Source organism: Rhodocyclaceae bacterium (assembly GCA_020248265.1).
Lineage (GTDB): Bacteria > Pseudomonadota > Gammaproteobacteria > Burkholderiales > CAIKXV01 > CAIKXV01.
The window spans coordinates 290,814-309,319 of sequence record JADCHX010000011.1 but is presented as its reverse complement, the minus strand read 5'-3'; the positions used below and the strand labels follow the sequence as shown (position 1 = coordinate 309,319).

Sequence of the window (18,506 nt, the reverse complement as noted above, 5' to 3'; positions counted from 1 at the left end):
CATCCAGGGCGATCACGCCACCGGCGGCAGCCCCTGGAACCCGAACATCGATTCGCACCATGCGGCAGCCGCCAGCAGGCCTGCGTCGCGACGCTCGGCGCCGACCAGTTGCAGCCCGAGCGGCAAACCAGCAGGCCCGAGGCCCGTCGGTATGGTGATGGCCGGCGTGCCGAGCAGCGTCCAGATCGAACAGAACACAGGGTCACCGCTGGTCCGGATGCCGTCGGGGGCTTCGCCGATCGCCGGCGGCGTCAGCACGGCATCGAATCCGGACACGAAGCGTGCAAAGGTCTCGCGCAGCCGCTCGCGCGCGCCCAGCGCGTCCCGGTACTCTGCCGCGCCGATCGCGGCAGCCTGGTCGAGGTATCCGTTCAGCCAGTCGCTGATCAGGCTGCGGTGCCGCGCCTGCACCGGCTCGAAATAGCGCACCGCCTCGTGGCCCATGATCACGCGGTGGACATCGTGCGCGCGCTCGAAGCCGGCCGGGAGATCGGGGCATTCGACCCGGGCACCGGCACCCGACAGCACCGACTGCGCGCGTTCGAATGACGACTGCATCGCCGCCGAGGCCTGCGCCCACACCGGGCTGCGGACGGCTGCGAGGCGCGGACGACCGGCACCCGCCTCGCCTCCGAACGCGCCCTGCCGCGCGCCGGCATCGAGGCCGAAACCGGGTTCGGCCAGTGCCTGCGCGATGCGGGTGACGCCGTCGACCGATCGCGCATAGCAACCCGCCTGGTCGAGCGTCGGCGCATAGCTCAGCACCCCCTGCACCGGGAACGCACCGTAGCTCGGCTTGAAGCCGACGATGCCGCAGAACGCCGCGGGCCGGATCACCGAGCCGTTGGTCTGTGTCGCCAGGGCCGCCGGGACACAGCCTGCCGCCACGGCCGCCGCCGATCCGCTGGACGACCCGCCCGGCGTATGCGCTGTATTCCACGGATTGCGCGTCTCGCGCGGGTGCATGAAGGCGAACTCGGTGGTGACCGTCTTGCCGAACACGAACCCGCCGGCCGCCTGCAGCCGCGCGACCAGCGGCGCATCGGCATCGGCGACCGATCCGTCGTGGATCGGCGAACCCATACCGGTCACCAGGCCACGCACGTCGATGATGTCCTTCACGCCGAACGGCACGCCGGCAAGCAGCCCGGAAGGTGCGCCAACGCCTGCACCGCCTGCGGCCTCCACGCGCGCACGGATCATGGCCGGCTCGATCGCCTTGAACGCGTGGATCATCGGCTCGACCGCCAGCGCCTGCTCGATGCAGGCCCGGGCGTACTCGACCCGGCACAGGCGGCCGGCGGCGATCGCATCGGCCAGTGCCGGCAACGGCACACGCAAAGGCGACCCTTCGGGCGGACCCGCGACCCGCGACGAGACGCGCAAGGTCAACGCCCGCTGAACTTCGCAGAGCGCTTTTCGAGGAAAGCCAGCACGCCTTCGGCGTAGTCCTCGGTGAAGCCGAGCTCACGCTGTCCGTCTGCCTCCTGCTGCAGGATGTCCTCCAGGGAGGTCTCGATGCCAGCCTTGATCGTCGCCGAGATGCGCCGATAGGAGCGTGTCGGACCGGACGCCAGCCGCTGCGCGATCGCCAGCGACTCGTCCGGCAGCGCCATGTCATCGACTACCTTCCAGACCATGCCCCAGGCCTGCGCCTGCTCCGCGCCGATCTTCTCGCCGAGCAGTGCACAGGCATTCGCGCGGGCGGGTCCGATCAGGCGCGGCAGGAAGAAGCTCACCCCGCAGTCGGGCATCAGGCCGATGCGGCTGAACGCGAGCACGAAGCTCGCGCTTTTCGCGGCGACCACGATGTCGCAGGCAAGCGCGAGGCCGACGCCCATGCCCGCCGCCACGCCATTGACCGCGCACACGACCGGGATCGGCGAATGGTAGAGCCGGGAGAACAGCGGATTCTTTGCCTCGAGCGACGCCCCGAGGTCGTGCTTCTGGCCCTCCGGCAGCGGCTTGCGGTCAGTAAGGTCGACGCCCGAGCAGAAGCCGCGCCCGTTCGCGCCCAGCAGCAGCACGCGGGCGCCGCTGTCCGGCGCATCGATGCGATCGAACGCATCGAACAGTTCGTCCTGCATGCGCACGTTGAACGCATTCAGCCGGTCGGGCCGGTTCAGCGTGATACGGGCGATGCCCGCGTCGATCGAGAAGGTGATGGTCTGGTAGTCCACTGCATTCACTCCTTTCCTCCGGTGGCGGCCAGCGCGCGCCGGGCCGCATCGTATTCCGACCGCAGCCGCGCGACCACAGCGGCCACCGGCTCGACTGCATCGATCGCGCCCACGCCCTGCCCGGCACCCCATATGGTCTTCCAGGCCGGCGGACGGTCGTCGCGCCGGCGGTAGCTCGCGCCGGGTTCCGGGGCAGGCAGGTTGTCCGGGTCGAGGCCGGCCGCGACGACCGATGGCTTCAGGTAATTGCCGTGCACGCCGGAGAACAGCGGCGTGTAGACGATATCGGCCGCGCTCGCATCGACGATCATCGACTTGTAGGCGTCGCCGGCATTCGATTCGCAGGTCGCGATGAAGCGAGTGCCGATGTAGGCGAGGTCGGCACCCATCGCCTGCGCGGCGAGTATGCCGCTGCCGGTGGACATCGCGCCGGACAGCGCGATCAGCCCGTCGTAGAACGCACGGACTTCGGACACCAGCGCGAACGGCGACAGCGTGCCGGCATGCCCGCCGGCGCCGGCGCACACGAGGATCAGCCCGTCGACCCCGGCCTTCAGTGCGCGCTTCGCATGCCGGGTGCTGATGACATCGTGCAGCACGATGCCGCCATAGGCGTGGATGCGCGGCACGATGTCGTCGGGTGCCGACAGCGACGTGATCACCACGGGCACCCGGTTGGCTATCACGACCTCGAGGTCGTGTTCGAGGCGCGCGTTGGCCTTGTTCACGATCAGGTTCACCGCATGAGGCGCAACCGGGTCCCCCGGGTGCGCCGCTGCATGCGCGGCACAGGCAGCGGCGATCTGCCTCAGCCATGCATCGAGCAGTTCCGGCGGACGCGCGTTGAGCGACGGAATGGAACCGATGATGCCGCTGGTGCACTGGGCGATCACGAGTTCCGGCCCCGAGATCAGGAACATCGGGGCTCCGATCACCGGTAACGACAGTCGCCCCCGCAGGGCCACGGGAAGCGCCATCAGCCGGCCCCGGCACCAGCCGACCGTGCCGCGCCCGACCTGCGGTCGACCACCGGCGCACCGTACAGGTATCCCTGCGCCCAATCGACGCCGAGGTCGCGCAGCACGCTTGCCGTACCCGCATCCTCCACGCATTCGGCAACCGTGGTCAGGCGGAACTTCCGGGCGGTAACGACGATCGTTTCGAGCAGCTGCCGGATGCGCGAATCGCCGACCGCCCGCGCGACCATCCAGCCCTCTATCTTCAGGAACCGGATCGGCAGGTCGGCCAGGTACTGGAACGAGGAATAGCCGCTGCCGAAATCATCGAGCGAGAGCAGGAAGCCGGCGTCGACCAGCGGCTTGAGGTGCGCCTTCAGCGATGCGATATCGACGCCATGGCGTTCGCTGATCTCGATCACGAAGCTGCGCTCGCCCGCCCCCGGGATGCGGGCACTCGCCGCCTGCTCGATCAGGCGGTCGATGCTTCGTGTGCTGGCAAGGAACTGCGGGGAAAGATTGATGAAGCAGGTGAGATGGCCGGCGGCCCTGGCGGTCAGCATGTACTCGGCGATGGCTTCGTCGATATCGGCGCACAGGCGCAGCGATTCCGCCGCCTCGAGGAACTCGGAGGCCGGGATCACGCGGTCGTCCGGGGCGATGATGCGCGCGAGGGCCTCGACCCCGACCTGTTCGCCGCTGCGCAGGTCGATGATCGGCTGGAAGGCCGCGACCACGCGCGACTCCTGCAGTGCGGTCCCGACCTGTGAAGGCTCCCGTACGACGCTGCCCCGGCGCCCCTCGGCCGTGCCGATGCAGAGCACGCGGTCGCGCCCAGCCTGCTTTGCTTCGTACAGCAGCCCGTCGGCCTCGGCGAGCATCTTCGCCGGCGACTCGAGCGCCGGTCGGTACACCGAGATGCCCAGGCTGACCGTCACGGCAGGCTCGGTACCGCCAGGTGGCGCCGATGCGCTCACATGCTTGCGCATCCGTTCCCCGGCTGCCAGCGCCCCGGCAGCATCCAGCCCGTGGAAGCAGATCAGGAACTCCTCGCCGCCCCAGCGCGCCACCCAGTCGCCGCCGCGCAGCGTGGTGTTCACCACCTGCGCGACACGGCGCAGCGTACGGTCCCCGACCTCATGGCCGAACTGGTCGTTGACGCGTTTGAAATGGTCGATGTCGAGCAACCCCAGCGCAAACGGCGAGCGCATTCGCCGGGCGCGGTTCCATTCGAGCTGCAGCCGCGCCTCGGCCGCACGCCGGTTCGGCAGGCCGGTGAGGTAATCCTCCATGGCCAGCCGGGTGATCTCCTGCTCGGCATGCTTGCGTTCCGACACGTCGCGGCCGACGGATAGCCAGTGTTCTACCAGACCGTCGCTACCGGTCACCGGCACCACTGACAGGTCGATCCAGAACGGCGTACCGTCCTTGCGGTAGTTCACCAGCTCGGCGCGAACGGGCCGCCCGGCGCGCATCGTCGCACGCAGGCGATCCAGTGCGGTTCCGGGCGTCCTGCGTCCCTGCAGGAAGCCCGGATGGCGGCCGAGTACCTCGTCGGGCTCGTACCCCGTGACCTTTACGAAGGCCTGGTTCACGTACTCGATCTGGAACGACGCATCGGTGATCAGGACGAGATCGTTCGACGCCTCCACTGCGGCCGACAGCAACCGCCGCTGCGCGATGTCGCGGTCCGTCCGCGATACGTTGACCGCCATGCACTGCAGTTCGTCGTTCTCGGCCGCCTGCTGCATGAAGGCGATGATGTCGAGCGTTACCCGTTCGCGGCCCACGCCGAGCGTGCGCACCTGCGCGCGCCCGGGACGACCGCTCTTCACCGACTGTTCGACGATCTCGACGAGCTTCTCGACCGGGATGAAGCGTCCGGCCGGCACGCCGATCAGGTGCTTCGCCTCGGTGCCGAGGAACCCGGCAAAGGCTTCGTCGGCCTGCACTATGAGGCCATCGGTCACGCGCAGCGAGAAACGCCCGATGCTCAGCGCATCGAGGAACTCGTCCTGCAACTGCTCGGTGAGCCGGCGCTCGCGCTGCGAGACCGCGAGCATCAGTTCTGCCAGCGCCGCGTCCACCAGCAGGGTCGTCAGCCGGTCGGAAGTCTCGAGCGCCTCTACCAGGTGAGGCCAGGGCGTGGGGCCGGCTGCTGCCGCTGCGTCCAGCGCATCATGCAGCGATACCTCGGCGGCGACCAGTCCGTGCCAGGTCTGGTCAGCCGCTGCAGTTGCCGCCGGATCGGCCGCCACGTCGACGGCGGCCGCAGTCGGGACCGGCGGCAGGATGGACGCGCGCGCCGCGAGGAGCGGCACTGGCTCGCCGGCCGCGGCCGCGGCGATCGCCCGCCGCACCAGGCTGCGATTGACATCGAGCGAGCGCAGCAGCGGCGCAAAGCGCCGGACGCCACCGGCGCCGGGGCGGTCGTTCACCATCCGGGGGCCTTCAGCTGCACGCCGCCCCGCTGGTCACCGCCGCTGCCCGCGCACCCAGGGTCCGCTCACCACTGCCAGGCTGCAGCACGCCGCGCCTGACCGCGGTCATCTCGGCCAGTATCGATACGGCGATCTCGGGCGGCGTCTTGCTGCCGATCGGCAGGCCGACAGGCCCGAACAGGCGTGCGATCTCGGCGTCGGACACGTCGAAGTCGGCGAGCCGCCGGCGTCGCTTCTCGTTGTTGGAGCGCGACCCCAGCGCGCCGACGTAGAAAGCCGGCGACTTCAGTGCCTCCATCAGTGCAAGGTCATCGAGCTTGGGATCATGGGTAAGTGCCACCACCGCGCAACGGCTGTCGAGTTCCATCGCCACCACCGTGTCATCAGGCATGGTGCGCACCAGGTCGACCCCAGGAACATCCCATCCGAACACGTACTCGTCTCGAGGGTCGCATACCGTCACGCGATAGTCGAGCGTACGCGCCATCTCGGCGAGGTAGCGCGACAGCTGTCCGGCGCCGATCAGAAGGAGGCGCCAGAGCGGGCCGTGAACGGTCTGCAGCATCTTCCCGTTGAACGAGAGCGTGGAATCGCGCGAGCCCGGGGCAAGGCTCATGCGCCCGCTTTCCATGTCGAGGGTGCGCACGGTGAGTTCTCGCCGGTCGCTCGCCGCGAGCAGCTTTTCGAGCATCTCCAGCACATGTGGATCCTGTGCCGGGTCGACCACGGGCTCGACCACGATCGCAAGGCGGCCGCCGCAGGGCAGGCCGAAACGTTCTGCCTGCTCGCGGGTGACGCCATAGGTGAGCAGCTTCGGATGCGCCGGGGCCGCCTCGCCGGTGAGCTTTGCGATCATGTCGTCTTCGACGCAGCCGCCGGAGACGGAACCCGACACCATGCCATCGCTGCGGATCGCCAGCATCGCGCCGACCGGCCGAGGCGCGGAGCCCCACGTTTCCACGACCGTAGCCAGGGTCACCCCATGGCCGGCCCGGCGCCAGGCGACCGCCGAACGCAGCACTTCAAGATCGACGCTGTCCATCGCAACTGCCTCCCGCGGAACAAACACCTAGTTTATCCGCTGCAACCCCGCATGTCCGCGCAGCGGCGGGTTTGGCAACCGCGGCATCGCCGGCCCATGGACCGGCGGCAATCAGGCGCGCCGCCAGAGCGTGCCGCCCGCCCCGTCCTCGAGCACGATGCCGGCGGCCAGCAGGTCGGCGCGTATTGCATCGGCGGTCGCGAAATCGCGCGCCTTCTTCGCCGCGGCACGCTCGGCAATCTTCGCCTCGATGGCCGCCGGGTCCAGGGCGGCGACGGACGCGTCCCCGGCTGCCGACTGCAGGAACAGGAGCGGGTCGCGCTCGAGCAGACCGAGGCTGCGGCCCAGGGCCTGCAGCATCCCGGCCACCGCGGGGTTTCGACTGCGGTTCAGCTCACCCGCCAGGTCGAACAGCACGGCGATCGCCTCCGGCGTGTTGAAGTCGTCGTCCATGGCTGCCCTGAAGCGGGCCGCATGCGGCTCGTGCCAGTCGATCGCGATCTGCGGGACATCGACGCCCTTGAGTGCGGTGTACAGGCGGGCCAGCGCCTGGCGCGCATCGTCGAGGTGACGGTCGGAATAGTTCAGCGGGCTGCGGTAGTGCGCCCGGGCAATGAAGAAGCGCACCACCTCGGCATCATAGCGCCCGAGCACTTCGCGCACGGTGAAGAAGTTGCCGAGCGATTTGGACATCTTCTCGTCATCGACGCGCACGAACCCGTTGTGCATCCAGTAGCGAACGAAAGGTCGGCCATTCGCCCCCTCGGACTGTGCAATCTCGTTTTCGTGGTGGGGAAACTGCAGGTCCTGGCCGCCCCCGTGGATATCGAAGGTCTCGCCCAGCAGCGCCGCAGACATCGCGGAGCACTCGATATGCCAGCCCGGACGGCCACGTCCCCACGCCGATTCCCAGAACGGTTCGCCCTCCTTGCTGCGCTTCCACAACACGAAATCGAGCGGGTCGCGCTTGCCGGAATTGACCTCGACGCGTTCGCCCGCGCGCAGATCCTCCAGCGACTTGCCGGACAGTCTTCCGTAGCTGGCGAAGTCGCGCACCGAATAGTTCACGTCGCCGTCGCTGGCCACATAGGCCAGCCGGTTGCGCTCGAGCCGGTCGATGATCGCCTGCATCTGCGGCACGTATTCGGTCGCGCGCGGCTCGTGGTCGGGCTTGATGACCCCGAGCGCCGCGGCATCCTCGTCCATTGCATCGATGAACCGCTGCGTGAGCGTGCCGATCGACTCGCCGTTCTCGGCCGCGCGACGGATGATCTTGTCGTCGATGTCGGTGATGTTGCGCACGTAGGTGACCTCGTAGCCGCTGGCGCGCAGCCAGCGGGTGACCAGGTCGAACACCACCATCACACGGGCATGTCCGAGGTGGCAGTAATCGTAGACGGTCATGCCGCAAACATACATGCGGACCCTGCCCGGCTCGAGCGGGACGAACGGCTGCTTGTCGCGTGCCAGCGTGTTGTAGATTCGGAGCATCGTCGTCCCGGAGAAACGGTTGCTGGGAGATTACTTTTCGCGGCCTTGCTGCTAGAATCAGCCGGGTAGCCTATATCGTAAGTATTTGTCTTGATTCGATATTTCCAAAGCCCGACGAGAAAAATATAACATATGCAGTGTCTGCGAACCGCTATTGCCGCCACCGAGGCCCCGGTCGGCCCGGGCGCGATGTCCGTGCGGGCGTCCCTGCGTGGCCGCATTCGAAGCGCCACGGCGATCCTGGCCCTGCTCGCCGGCATCCTGTGCGCACCGGGGGCCGCGCTCGCCGACGAGCTGACCGACGTGCAGGCGCTGGTCAGGCAGGGCAACCTGACCCAGGCGACCGAACGGCTGAACGCATACCTCGCGAAGAATCCCAAGGACGCGCGGGCGCGTTTCCTGCGCGGCCTGATCCTCACCGAGCAGAAGCGTCCTGCCGATGCCATCCGGGTGTTCGTGGCGCTGACGGAGGAATACCCGGAACTGCCGGAGCCCTACAACAACCTGGCGGTGCTCTACGCGGCGCAGGGGCAGTTCGACCGCGCACGGCAGATGCTCGAGTCGGCGATACGTACGCATCCCAGCTACGCCACCGCGCACGAGAACCTCGGCGACATCTACGCGAAGATGGCCTCCGAAGCCTATGACCGGGCGCTGCAGCTCGATCGCTCCAACACGGGCGTACAGACCAAGCTCTCGCTGATCCGAGAACTGTTCTCGGCCAACCCGAAGTTCCAGCGTCAGCCGCTCGCAGGCGATTCGTCGAAGCAGGTCGCGATTGCCGGCCAGGCCGCACCGGCCGCACCCGCAGGTCAACCGGCAAAAGGGGCTGCGGCACCCGCACCTGCACCACTTTCAGCACCCGCGGCCAGCCGGCCGGTAGCCATCCGCGAAACTGCCCCTGCTGCGGCCGACGCCCAGCCCGCACAGGCCAGGGCGTCGGCAGCTGCCACCGCCGCGCAGCCGCCGACGGCTGCCTCCCCCGCCACTGCGGCACCGGCGGTGGCGCCGGCCGCTCCGTCCTCCGTTGCCGGCGCCGAAGACGTGTTGCGTACCGTAGAGCAATGGGCGCAGGCATGGTCGACGAACGACGTGAACCGCTACCTTGCGTTTTATTCGAAGGATTTCAAGGTTCCCGGCGGCGAGACACGGGCAGACTGGGAGAAGGGTCGACGCGACCGGATCGCGAAGCCCAGGAAGATCGAGGTCAGCGTGAGCGCGCCGCAGGTCAAGCCGCTCGGGCCCAACCGCATGGTGGTCGCGTTCCGCCAGGATTACCGGTCGCCGACGCTGAAAGCCAGCTCGCCGAAGACGCTGACGCTGGTACGCGTCGGTGATCGCTGGCTGATCGAGCAGGAGCAGGTCGGCCGGTGACCGGCTTTGCTGCATCGTCCGATTGAACAGTACATCGTGAGCGCGCCGTGAGGTTCTTCAGCCGTACTTGGCATGGCCGGATGGGCACCCTCGTGGCTCCGATCATGGCGCTGTCCCTGTTGGCCTCCGCAGGCGTTGGTCTGTTGCTGCTGGTCGGGCCAGCGGAAGACGTCCATGTACCCGGCAAGGTACCGGGCAGTGGTGGCAGCCTGGGTGCTGCACCAGGCGCGGACTCGCCGGCCACTGCGCCGACGACGAGCACCGAGGCCGCGTTGCGGGCCACCAGCGAGGTGGAAGCCTCACTGGTGCGTGGCATCCTGGAGATCGCGCGCAGCCGACCGGACGTCGCGCTTGCGGAGATCGACCAGGTGCTGCTCGGCAATCCCAACTTCCGGCTCGCGCACCTGGTGCGCGGCGACCTTCTGCTTGCCCGTGCCAGGCCGATCACCGACTTCGGCAACCCGGTGAAGGAGGCCACCGAACCCTCGACCGGGCTGTCCGACCGCGCCGAACGCATCGACGACCTGCGCGCCGAGGCGCGGGCACGGCTCAGCCGGCTCGCCGCCGAACCGCCGCCCGGGCGGTTTCCGGGCCACATCCTTCAGCTCGACCCGCGACAGCGGTACGCGATCGTCGTCGACAGCGCGAAGTCGACGCTGTACGTGTTCGAACAGGTCGACGGCCGATTGCGCTACCTGAAGGACTACTACATCAGCGTCGGCCGCAATGGCATCGACAAGATGTTCGAGGGCGACAAGCGAACGCCGCTGGGGGTCTACCACGTGCGCGCGAACCTGCCGCGCCAGAAACTGCCCGATTTCTACGGCAGCGGTGCGCTGCCGATCAACTATCCGAACGAACTCGACCGAATCGAAGGACGTACCGGCCACGGGATCTGGCTGCATGGCGTGCCCTCCGATACCTTCGCCCGTCCGCCGCAGTCGTCTGATGGCTGCGTGGTGCTCGCCAACGCCGACTTCGAGGCCCTGCTGCCGCTGGTTCAGATCGGCCTCACGCCGGTGGTGATCGCACCGCGCATCGACTGGGTCGATGCTGGCGCAATCGAAGCGAGCCGCGCATCGCTGGCCCGAGCGGTCGAGGCCTGGCGCCGAGACTGGGAAGGGCGCGACATGAAGGCATACCTGCGGCATTATTCGCCCGCGTTCAGCAGCGGCGGGGCGGCGCGCGACCTCGCCGCGTGGTCTGAACAGAAGGGCAAGGTCAACGCGAGCAAGACCTGGGTGCGCATTGGACTGCGCAACACCAGCATGTTCCTCGATCCGAACCGCGATAACCTCGCGGTCGTGCAGTTCGAGCAGGACTACGCCAGCAACAACCTCAACCAGCAGATGCGCAAGCGCCAGTACTGGAAACTGGAAGGCGGCACATGGCGCATCGTCTACGAAGGCGACGCGTGACCCCGGCAACGACGGGGGGTATCGCGCCGACACGCTACAGGGAGTCGATGTGCAGAGACTGATCCGGAATTGGTTCCTCAAGTTCGCACCGCAGTTGCTCTTGCCACTGATGCTCGGCATCGGGGTGTCGGGCGACGCGCTCGCGCAGAAGAATCCGCGCGTCGAGTTCACGACCAGCTACGGGCCGATCGTGGTCGAGCTGTATCCCGACCGCGCACCCGAGACGGTGCGCAACTTCCTCCAGTACGTGAAGGACGGCCATTACGAAGGCACGGTGTTCCACCGCGTCATCCGCGGCTTCATGGTGCAGGGGGGCGGCTTCACCGCCGACTTCAAGGAAAAGCCGACGCGCGAGCCGATCAAGAACGAGGCCGAAATGACCTTCAAGGCCGGGCTGCGGCACGAGATCGGCACGCTGGCGATGGCCCGCACGCGCGATCCGCACAGTGCGACCGCCCAGTTCTTCATCAACGTGGCTCGCAACGACTTCCTCGACTTCCGCGAGCGCACGGTCGTCGGCTTCGGCTATGTCGTGTTCGGCCGCGTGATCAAGGGTCTCGAGACCGTCGACCAGATGCTGCAGGTGCCCACCGGTCCGGGCGGGCCGTTCAAGACCGACGTGCCGGCCAAGCTGCCGGTAATCGAGAAGGTGACGATCCTCGGCGCCAGCCGCTGAACGCCTGCCGGGATCCGCGTCCTTCGACCACAACCCCCAGAGGAGCAATTCGACCATGATCAGACTGCACACCAGCGCCGGCGTGATCGGCATCGAACTCGACGCCGCCAAGGCCCCGATCACGGCAGCCAACTTCATCGAATACGTGAATGCTGGTCACTACGACAACACGATCTTCCATCGCGTGATCGACGGCTTCATGATCCAGGGCGGGGGCTTCGAACCGGGCATGAAACAGAAGAAGACGCGCGATCCGATCACCAACGAAGCCGACAACGGGCTGAAGAACGACAAGTACACGGTGGCGATGGCGCGCACCTCGGAACCGCACTCGGCGTCCGCCCAGTTCTTCATCAACGTGGCCGACAACGACTTCCTGAACTTCACCTCGCCGACCGCACGCGGCTGGGGCTATTGCGTGTTCGGCAAGGTGGTCGAAGGAATCGAGGTGGTCGACCAGTTGCGCGGCGTGGCGACGGGCACGCGTGCGGGCCACCAGGACGTACCGACCGAAGACGTGGTGATCACCCGCGCGGAAGTCGTCGAGGCCTGAGCAGGGGCCTGCGCCGGGACACGGCAGACCGCATGGCGTCCGGCCCCACGCTGCTGGTCTCGGACCTGCACCTGTCGGCATCGCGGCCGGTCACCACGGCGGCCTTCATCGGCCTGCTCGCTGGCGCAGCCCGCGATGCTGCGGCACTGTACATCCTGGGGGACCTCTTCGACTACTGGATCGGGGACGAAGAGATCGACGACCCGTCGATCCGGCCGGTGGTCGATGCGCTGGCAGCCGTCTCCGCCGGCGGCACGTCAGTGCTGTTCATGCATGGCAACCGTGACTTCCTCGTCGGCCGACGCTTCGCCGAGGCGACCGGCGTACAGTTGCTGCCCGATCCACTGCTGGTCGAGATCGACGGCATGCCGACGCTGCTGCTGCACGGCGACACCCTGTGCACGGAAGACGACGGCTACAACCGCTTCCGGGCGACAGTACGCGACCCTGAGTGGCAGGCGGCCTTCCTCGCACGGCCGCTTGCGGAGCGGCGTGCCGAGGCCCGGCGGCTGCGCGCGATCAGCGAGCGCGAGAAGCAGTCCAAATCCGCTGAGATCATGGACGTGACACCGTCCGAAGTGCTGCGTGTGCTGCGTGAGACCGGCTATCCGCGCCTGGTACATGGCCACACGCACCGGCCGATGCAGCATGTCCATCCTGTCGACGGCCGGTCATGCGAGCGCTGGGTGCTGCCCGACTGGCACGACGCCCCGACCGGACTCGCCGCAGATCGCCGCACGCTGCGGCTTTTCTGAGTCCGGAGACGGAGCCAGGGGTCAGGCGTCGAGCCCGCGCGCCAGGTCGGCCTTCAGGTCGACCACCGCTTCCAGCCCGACTGCGACCCGGATCAGCCCCTCGGTAACACCGGCGGCATCGCGCGTGGCCTGCGGAATACGCCCGTGGGTGGTGGTTGCCGGATGGGTGATCGTCGTCTTGGTATCGCCGAGGTTGCCGGTGATCGACATCAGCCGGGTGGAGTCGATCACGCGCCAGGCGGCTTCGCGACCGCCCTTCACCTCGAACGACACCACACCACCGCCGCTCTTCTGCTGGCGCATCGCCAGCGCGTGCTGCGGGTGCGACGCGAGCCCTGGATAGAGCACGCGCGACACCTTCGGGTGCTTCTCTAGCCAGGTCGCCAGTTCGAGCGCGCGAGCACTGTGCGCCTCCATCCGGATACCCAGCGTCTCCATGCCCTTCAGGCAGACCCATGCATTGAACGGACTCATCGACGGCCCGGCATTGCGCATGAACTGCAGCATCGGGCCGTGCACCAGCGCCTTGCTGCCGAGCACTGCGCCACCGAGCACCCGGCCCTGGCCGTCGAGGTACTTGGTGGCCGAGTGGATGATGATGTCAGCCCCCAGTTCGAGCGGCTGCTGCAGCGCCGGCGAACAGAAACAGTTGTCGACGATCAGCACAGCGCCCGCGCGATGCGCGATCGCTGCCAGTGCGCCGATGTCGGACACCTCGGTCAACGGGTTCGAAGGCGTCTCGATGAAGAACATCTTCGTGTTCGGGCGTACCGCCGCTTCCCAGGCCGACGGGTCGGTCGGCGGCACGAACGACACCTGCATGCCGAACTTCTCGAAGAAGTTGGTGAACAGCTGCACGGTCGAGCCGAACACGCCCTGCGAGATCACCACGTGGTCGCCGGCCTTGAACAGGGCCATGGTGATCGCGAGGATGGCGGACATCCCGGACGCGGTCGCCACGCAGCACTCGGCGCCTTCCAGCGCGGCCAGCCGTTCCTCGAACGCGGTGACCGTCGGGTTGGTGAAGCGCGAATAGACGTTGCGCCCCTCGATGCCCTTCTGGAAGGCCTCCGCCGCCTGCGCCGCGTTGTCGAACACGAAGCTGGAGGTCAGATACATCGCCTCGCTGTGTTCGCCGAACTGGCTGCGGTGGATGCCGGTGCGCACGGCGAGCGTGTCTGGCTGGTACTTTTCCATCGATCAATTCTGCGACGCCGGTACACAGGCTGTCAAACGACCGGCCACTGCAGGCGGCGGCACCGGTGCCGGGGTACCCTCCGGCTTCCGCAGACATGACAAAGCAGGAGGACGCCGATGCACACCACCCCCGCCGCCGAGCCCGCGATGACCGAACAGCGATCGAGCATGGCAGCGACCGGCATCGGACGCTCCGCCACGATGCTTGTCCGGACATGTGCCGCGGCCTTGCTGTTGGGCCTCCCGGCCATCGCCGCGCACGCGCAGCCGGCGGCACAGGCGCCGGCCGGCAGCCAGGCCTTCCCGGCCGGGCCGGTACGCATCGTCGTGCCGTTCGCGCCCGGTGGCTCCACCGACGCCATGGCGCGCATCGTCGCGCAGCGCCTGGGCGACCGTATCCGTCAGCCGGTACTCGTCGAGAACCGCGCGGGCGCCAATGGCACGATCGGAGCCGCCCATGTCGCCAAGGCACCCGGTGACGGCCGCACGCTGCTGTTGGTGCAGGCTGGCTATGCGTCCAACCCGAGCCTGTTCAAGAACCTGCCCTACGACCAGTCGCGCGACCTGCTGCCGGTGACCAACCTGGCATCCGGACCGCTCGTGCTGGTCGTGCATCCGTCGCTGCCGGTCCGCTCAGTGAAGGAGCTGGTCGCGCTCGCGCGCGCAAAGCCGGGGGCGCTGAATGTCGGAGTACCGGGTACCGGCTCGCTGAACCACCTCGCAGCCGAGCTGTTCAACCTGAACACCGGCATCCGGACGACCAGCGTCCCGTACAAGGGCACCGGTGGCGCACTCGCCGACGTGCTGGCAGGCAACGTCGAGGCCTACTACATGAACCTGGTGCTGAGCGTCCCGTACGTGAAGTCCGGCAAGCTCCGGGCGCTGGGCGTGACGAGCGCCCAGCGTTCGACGATCGCGCCGGACCTGCCGGCGATCGCGGAGGCCGGCGTGCGCGACTTCGACCTCACTACCTGGTTCGGCCTGCTCGCGCCCGGCACGACGCCGCGCGAGGTGATAGGCCGCGTGCAGTCGGAGGTCGTGCAGGTGCTGGGGCTCGCCGATGTACGCGAGCGCATGGCCGGCGATGGCCTGACGGTGGTCGGCGACACACCGGAGCAGTTCGCCACCTTCCTTGCAGCCGAGACCGCGAAGGCTGCCCGGATCATCAAGGCCGCCGGCATCAGCGTCGGCCAGTGACCGACCGGGCGCTCAGATGACCGTCTCGTCCGGCAGGATGGTAGCGAGTACGCGCAGGTAGTTGCCACCGAGGATGGCTGCGATGTCGTCCTCGGCGTAGCCGTGGCGCTGCAGCCCGTCGACCAGGTTCGGCAGGTCCTCGATCTCCTCGAAGCCGCGCACGACCGGCGGTTCGGCGCCCGGCGTGTGTCCGTCCCGGATGCTGCGCGGACCGTCGTACTTCACGAAGTCCATGCCCAGTGCCATGTGCTTCACGCCGACCAGGTCGACGATGTAGTCGATATGCCGAAGCATCTGCTCGATCGACGACTCCTTGCCGGCGACCGTGAACGGCAGCGCGAGGATGCCGATGACGCCGCCCTGAGCGGCGATCGCGCGGATCTGATCGTCGTCGAGGTTGCGCATGTGGTCGTACACGCCGCAGGCATTGGCGTGGCTGACGATCAGCGGCGCTGAAGCCACCTCCAGCGACTGGTAGAAGCCGGCCTTCGCCATGTGCGACAGGTCGACGACCATGCCCAGCCGGTTCATCTCGCGGATCACGTCGACGCCAAAGCGGGTCAGCCCGCCGCCGGTACGGCTCTCCCAGACCCCGTCGCCGAGTTCGTTGCGCAGGTTCCAGGTGGGCTGCATCGAGCGCACGCCCAGCCGGTAGAAGTTACGCAGCTGCGCGAGGCCGCCCTGCAGGGGTTTGCCGCCCTCGAGGTGCAGGATGAACTTCACGTGGTCGTGCAGGCGCGAGGCCGGCAGGTCGCCGCGCGTCTTCACGAGCGAGAAGCGGCTGCCGGGCGCGGACATCTCCTGCAGGAACTGGTCGAGGTTGTCGAGCGTAGCCTCGAGGAAACGCCCCGTGTTCTGCGAGTGTGCCCATGAGTCGCCGCCGACCGCATAGACCGACAGGTCGATCCGGTCGCGGATCAGCCGCGGCACGATCGCGTCGGCAAGCGGGCTGGCTTCGCCCATCAGCGTCCGGTGCACCTGCTCGTAGACGTCGCGGTGGCCCTCGATCACCAGGTGCCGCTGCAGGATCGCCGAAGCTTCGGTTTCGGTCATGCCTTGCCCCCTGCGCGGCTACTCGGCCGATTCGAGGTTCAGGTCGAGCTGCGTGGTCGACTCGCGCGACCGCTGGCGATCGCCATCCTCGCGGTTGGCTTCGAGGCAGTTCAGGTATTCGGCAGTGACGTCGCCGGTGATGTACTTGCCGTCGAAGCAGGACGTCTCGAATCGGGCGATCGCCGGGTTGGTCGCACGTACGTCATCGATCAGGTCGTCGAGGTCCTGGTAGATGAGGCGGTCGCAGCCGATCTCGCGGGCGATCTCCTCGACCGAGCGCTCGGAGGCGATCAGTTCGCTGCGCGTGGGCATGTCGATGCCGTACACGTTGGGGAAGCGCACCGGCGGGGCTGCGGAGGCGAAATGCACCTTGCGTGCACCGGCGTCGCGCGCCATCTGCACGATCTCCTGGCTGGTGGTGCCGCGCACGATCGAGTCATCGACGATCAGCACGTTCTTGCCCTTGAACTCGGTCCCCAGCGCGTTGAGTTTCTGGCGCACCGACTTCCGGCGCACGGCCTGCCCCGGCATGATGAAGGTGCGCCCGATGTAGCGGTTCTTGATGAAGCCTTCGCGATAGGACAGGTTCAGGTGCTTGGCGAGCTGCATCGCCGCCGGACGCGAGGAATCGGGGATCGGCATCACCACGTCGACGTCGAGGCCGGGGAACTCGCGTTCGATCTTGCGCGCGAGGCTCTCGCCCATGCGCAGGCGGGTGTCGTACACGGAGATGCCGTCGATCACCGAGTCAGGGCGCGCGAGGTAGACGAACTCGAAGATGCACGGCGCGAGTTCCGTGCGCTCGGCGCACTGGCGACTCTGGAACACGCCCTGCTCGTCGATGAACACAGCCTCGCCGGGCGCGACGTCGCGCAGCGGCGCGAAGCCGAGCGCATCGAGCGCCACCGTCTCGGAGGCCACCATGAACTCCGTGCCGGCCTCGGTCTCGCGGCTGCCGATGCCGAGCGGCCTGATGCCGAACGGATCGCGGAACGCCAGCAGGCCGTAGCCGGCGATCATCGCGACCACCGCATAGGCACCGCGCACCCGCTTGTGGACGCCGGCCACTGCCTTGAAGATCGTGTTCGCGTCGAGGTGGAAGCCTGCGGCATTGCGCGAGAGTTCGTGCGCAAGCACGTTCAGGAGCACCTCGGAATCCGAGTCGGTATTCACGTGGCGCAGATCGTCACGGAACAGCTCGCGGCGCAGTGCCTCGGAATTGGTGAGGTTGCCATTGTGGCCGAGCACGATGCCGAACGGAGAGTTCACGTAGAAGGGCTGTGCCTCGGCCGACGACCACGCAGAACCGGCAGTCGGGTAGCGCACGTGGGCGATCCCGACATTACCCGCGAGAGTCCGCATGTTGCGCGTGCGAAAGACGTCACGCACCAGCCCGGGACCCTTGTGCATGTGGAAGGTATTGCCTTCGCTCGTCACAAGGCCCGCCGCATCCTGGCCGCGATGCTGGAGCAAGAGCATCCCGTCGTACAACTCCTGGTTGACAGGAGACTTCGCAACCATTCCGACGATGCCACACACGAAGATTTCTCCCTTCGGCCCGATACCGTTACGACGGAGCATTCGCGGGAGAATCGAGTCCCTGCGGCCCCGGCCGGTTCGCCTTGGCTCTAGCGAGGCGGAGTATAGACCACCTGCTGACCTGCGTCGTACCTGATCTTGCGCGCGAGGTCCGCGGGGAGATAGGGAAGCACGGCCAGTGCGAGCACCTCGAGCGGCTGCGACAGCATCGCGTCGCGCCAGCCTGCATCCTGCGGCACGCGGGTGAGGCCGGCGAGCAGCACCACGATCAGCACGATCAGCAGGCCGCGTACGAGCCCGAATGCAAGGCCGAGCACCCTGTCGACGAACCCGAGCCCGACCACGCGCACCAGTTCGACGATCGCGAGTGTGATCACGACCATCACGAGCAGGGTTGCGCCGAACACCAGCAGGAACCCGGCAAGCATGCGCAACGAATCGTTCGGGATTGCCGCCGGCAGCATCGGCGCGATCCTGCCCGCGAACGTGCTGGCAGCCACGAACGCCGCCACCCATGCGACCAGCGACAGCACTTCGCGCACGAAGCCCCGGATCACCGCCACCAGCGCCGAGACGCCCATGACCAGCAGCACGCCGTAGTCGAACCACGTCATCGGCGATCGCTCCTCGAAGC

Annotated in this window: 16 protein-coding genes; 6 read left to right on the top strand and 10 right to left on the bottom strand. The window is 67.7% G+C overall.

Annotation, left to right across the window (positions count from 1 at the left end; all coding sequences use genetic code 11):
* Positions 1 to 12: 12 nt before the first annotated feature.
* The 6 genes from ING98_12400 to ING98_12375 all read right to left on the bottom strand — a co-directional run bounded on the left by ING98_12400 (position 13) and on the right by ING98_12375 (position 8,110).
* The gene (locus ING98_12400; protein ID MCA3102669.1) at positions 13 to 1,341 is read right to left on the bottom strand and encodes an amidase; all 1,329 of its coding nucleotides are present in this window, start codon (positions 1,339 to 1,341) and stop codon (positions 13 to 15) included.
* Positions 1,342 to 1,388: 47 nt separating this feature from the next.
* Positions 1,389 to 2,180, bottom strand: coding sequence for an enoyl-CoA hydratase/isomerase family protein (locus tag ING98_12395; protein MCA3102668.1), 792 nt, complete (start codon positions 2,178 to 2,180; stop codon positions 1,389 to 1,391).
* Between the two features lie 5 nt (positions 2,181 to 2,185).
* Positions 2,186 to 3,157, bottom strand: coding sequence for a nitronate monooxygenase (locus tag ING98_12390; GenBank protein ID MCA3102667.1), 972 nt, complete (start codon positions 3,155 to 3,157; stop codon positions 2,186 to 2,188).
* The gene (locus ING98_12385) at positions 3,157 to 5,574 is read right to left on the bottom strand and encodes an EAL domain-containing protein (GenBank protein MCA3102666.1); all 2,418 of its coding nucleotides are present in this window, start codon (positions 5,572 to 5,574) and stop codon (positions 3,157 to 3,159) included. Before ING98_12385 ends, ING98_12390 begins: the two co-directional genes overlap by 1 nt.
* A gap of 13 nt (positions 5,575 to 5,587) precedes the next feature.
* Entirely contained in the window at positions 5,588 to 6,619 is a 1,032-nt protein-coding gene (locus tag ING98_12380; GenBank protein ID MCA3102665.1) for an XdhC family protein, read from the bottom strand.
* Between the two features lie 111 nt (positions 6,620 to 6,730).
* A complete protein-coding gene (locus ING98_12375) occupies positions 6,731 to 8,110 on the bottom strand; it encodes a cysteine--tRNA ligase (GenBank protein ID MCA3102664.1) in 1,380 nt (459 codons plus the stop codon).
* Between the two features lie 189 nt (positions 8,111 to 8,299).
* On the opposite strand from ING98_12375, the gene ING98_12370 reads away from it, so the two are divergent.
* The 5 genes from ING98_12370 to ING98_12350 all read left to right on the top strand — a co-directional run bounded on the left by ING98_12370 (position 8,300) and on the right by ING98_12350 (position 12,886).
* Entirely contained in the window at positions 8,300 to 9,484 is a 1,185-nt protein-coding gene (locus ING98_12370) for a tetratricopeptide repeat protein (GenBank protein MCA3102663.1), read from the top strand.
* 104 nt (positions 9,485 to 9,588) lie between these two features.
* Positions 9,589 to 10,902, top strand: a complete 1,314-nt coding sequence (locus ING98_12365) for a L,D-transpeptidase family protein (protein ID MCA3102662.1) — start codon at positions 9,589 to 9,591, stop codon at positions 10,900 to 10,902.
* Positions 10,903 to 11,011: 109 nt separating this feature from the next.
* The gene (locus tag ING98_12360) at positions 11,012 to 11,578 is read left to right on the top strand and encodes a peptidylprolyl isomerase (GenBank protein ID MCA3102661.1); all 567 of its coding nucleotides are present in this window, start codon (positions 11,012 to 11,014) and stop codon (positions 11,576 to 11,578) included.
* Between the two features lie 55 nt (positions 11,579 to 11,633).
* Positions 11,634 to 12,131, top strand: coding sequence for a peptidyl-prolyl cis-trans isomerase (locus tag ING98_12355; GenBank protein MCA3102660.1), 498 nt, complete (start codon positions 11,634 to 11,636; stop codon positions 12,129 to 12,131).
* Between the two features lie 32 nt (positions 12,132 to 12,163).
* Positions 12,164 to 12,886, top strand: coding sequence for a UDP-2,3-diacylglucosamine diphosphatase (locus tag ING98_12350; protein MCA3102659.1), 723 nt, complete (start codon positions 12,164 to 12,166; stop codon positions 12,884 to 12,886).
* A 21-nt stretch (positions 12,887 to 12,907) separates the two neighbouring features.
* Here ING98_12350 and ING98_12345 read toward each other — a convergent pair whose 3' ends face one another.
* On the bottom strand, positions 12,908 to 14,083 hold the full coding sequence (locus ING98_12345; GenBank protein MCA3102658.1) for an O-succinylhomoserine sulfhydrylase: 1,176 nt from the start codon (positions 14,081 to 14,083) through the stop codon (positions 12,908 to 12,910).
* Positions 14,084 to 14,200: 117 nt separating this feature from the next.
* Here ING98_12345 and ING98_12340 point away from each other — a divergent pair, with 117 nt between their 5' ends.
* On the top strand, positions 14,201 to 15,280 hold the full coding sequence (locus ING98_12340) for a tripartite tricarboxylate transporter substrate binding protein (GenBank protein MCA3102657.1): 1,080 nt from the start codon (positions 14,201 to 14,203) through the stop codon (positions 15,278 to 15,280).
* A gap of 12 nt (positions 15,281 to 15,292) precedes the next feature.
* Here the strand turns inward: ING98_12340 and ING98_12335 are convergent, their stop codons facing one another.
* From ING98_12335 to ING98_12325, 3 genes are all read right to left on the bottom strand, one after another.
* Positions 15,293 to 16,333 carry a dipeptidase gene (locus ING98_12335; GenBank protein MCA3102656.1) on the bottom strand — a complete coding sequence of 347 codons (1,041 nt, stop codon included), beginning with the start codon at positions 16,331 to 16,333 and terminating at the stop codon, positions 15,293 to 15,295.
* Positions 16,334 to 16,351: 18 nt separating this feature from the next.
* Positions 16,352 to 17,872, bottom strand: a complete 1,521-nt coding sequence (gene purF, locus ING98_12330) for an amidophosphoribosyltransferase (GenBank protein MCA3102655.1) — start codon at positions 17,870 to 17,872, stop codon at positions 16,352 to 16,354.
* Positions 17,873 to 17,961: 89 nt separating this feature from the next.
* A complete protein-coding gene (locus ING98_12325; GenBank protein ID MCA3102654.1) occupies positions 17,962 to 18,486 on the bottom strand; it encodes a CvpA family protein in 525 nt (174 codons plus the stop codon).
* Positions 18,487 to 18,506 lie beyond the last annotated feature (20 nt).